The organism is Methanoregula sp., assembly GCF_002835825.1.
Classification (GTDB): Archaea; Halobacteriota; Methanomicrobia; order Methanomicrobiales; family Methanospirillaceae; genus Methanoregula.
In genome coordinates, this window is sequence record NZ_PIZH01000811.1 from 1 (window position 1) to 1,003 (window position 1,003).

The 1,003-nt window shown below is 52.0% G+C and carries 2 protein-coding genes and 1 pseudogene; 1 reads left to right on the plus strand and 2 read right to left on the minus strand.

The window, feature by feature from the left end:
- On the plus strand, positions 1-483 hold a 483-nt coding region (locus CW742_RS15380), incomplete at its 5' end, for a TaqI-like C-terminal specificity domain-containing protein (protein ID WP_292421941.1).
- A 3-nt stretch (positions 484-486) separates the two neighbouring features.
- Here the strand turns inward: CW742_RS15380 and CW742_RS15385 are convergent.
- Positions 487-774 (minus strand): hypothetical protein, encoded by a 288-nt coding sequence (locus CW742_RS15385; protein WP_292421943.1) that lies wholly within the window; start codon positions 772-774, stop codon positions 487-489.
- Positions 761-1,003 (minus strand): annotated as a pseudogene (locus CW742_RS15390) (hypothetical protein); the annotation flags it as partial. The gene CW742_RS15385 and the pseudogene CW742_RS15390, both read right to left, overlap by 14 nt.

Genomic DNA, 1,003 nt, shown 5'->3' on the forward strand with positions numbered 1-1,003 from the left:
TGTGAATACTATCCTGAATTTGAAAAAGTAAAAATTTTCTATCCGGATATTGCTCCGAAAGGATACTTCACTCTTGATGAAATTGGTAATTACTATTGCGCAAATACGGGTTACTTCATCGTCAACAATCAAAAATACTTATTGGGAATTTTAAATTCTCGATTGATTACATTTTATTATAGCCAATTAGCAGCCCTCCTCCGTGGGGGCTATTTACGATTCTTCACACAAGACCTTGCCAAGATCCCCATCCGCACCATCAACTTCTCCGACCCCGCTGACAAATCCCGGCACGACCGCATGGTTCAGCTCGTCACAATTATGCTCGACCTCAATAAGAAGTTGCAGGACGCCCGCGTCGATCACGACAAGACGCTGCTCCAGCGGCAGATTGAGGCAACGGATGGGGCGATCGATGCGCTGGTGTACGAGCTGTACGGGCTGACGGCTGAGGAGATCAAGATCGTAGAAGGACGGCTTTGAAACTCACTCACTCCCCCCCTTTTGCATAATAATCGGACCACTCCTCTTGTCGAGCAGCACGAGATCGTCCGGCGTGTTGGTTTGCTGTTCGAGCGTGCGGATGCCATTGATCGCGAGGTTGCTGCGGCGGGCCGGCAGTGCGAGATGCTCGTCCGGGGTGACGGCTTGAGAAGAACGCAGGGGCGTTCTTCGAGGGATGATGCAGGCGGTGCTGGCGCAGGCGTTTGCCGGGAAGTTATAACACTCTGTGAAAAAGAAGAAAGTAATCCCCTGCCAATCACGCCGCCGCAATCCCCGCCGTCTCCCGGATATACTTCAGCAGCCGGTCGCGGTTCCCCGGGAGATTCGAGAACCCTTTCTCGCAGATGTCGGTGAACTTCGCAAGGGTCTTCCGGTTTAGCTCCTCCTGGTTCTCGAAGATGCCGATGGAATGGAACTTCAGCCCCCACTTCTCGAACATCAGGAGGTTGATCATTGCTTCCTTGACCCGGTCGTCATTGGTCATGGCATAGATGAAGAC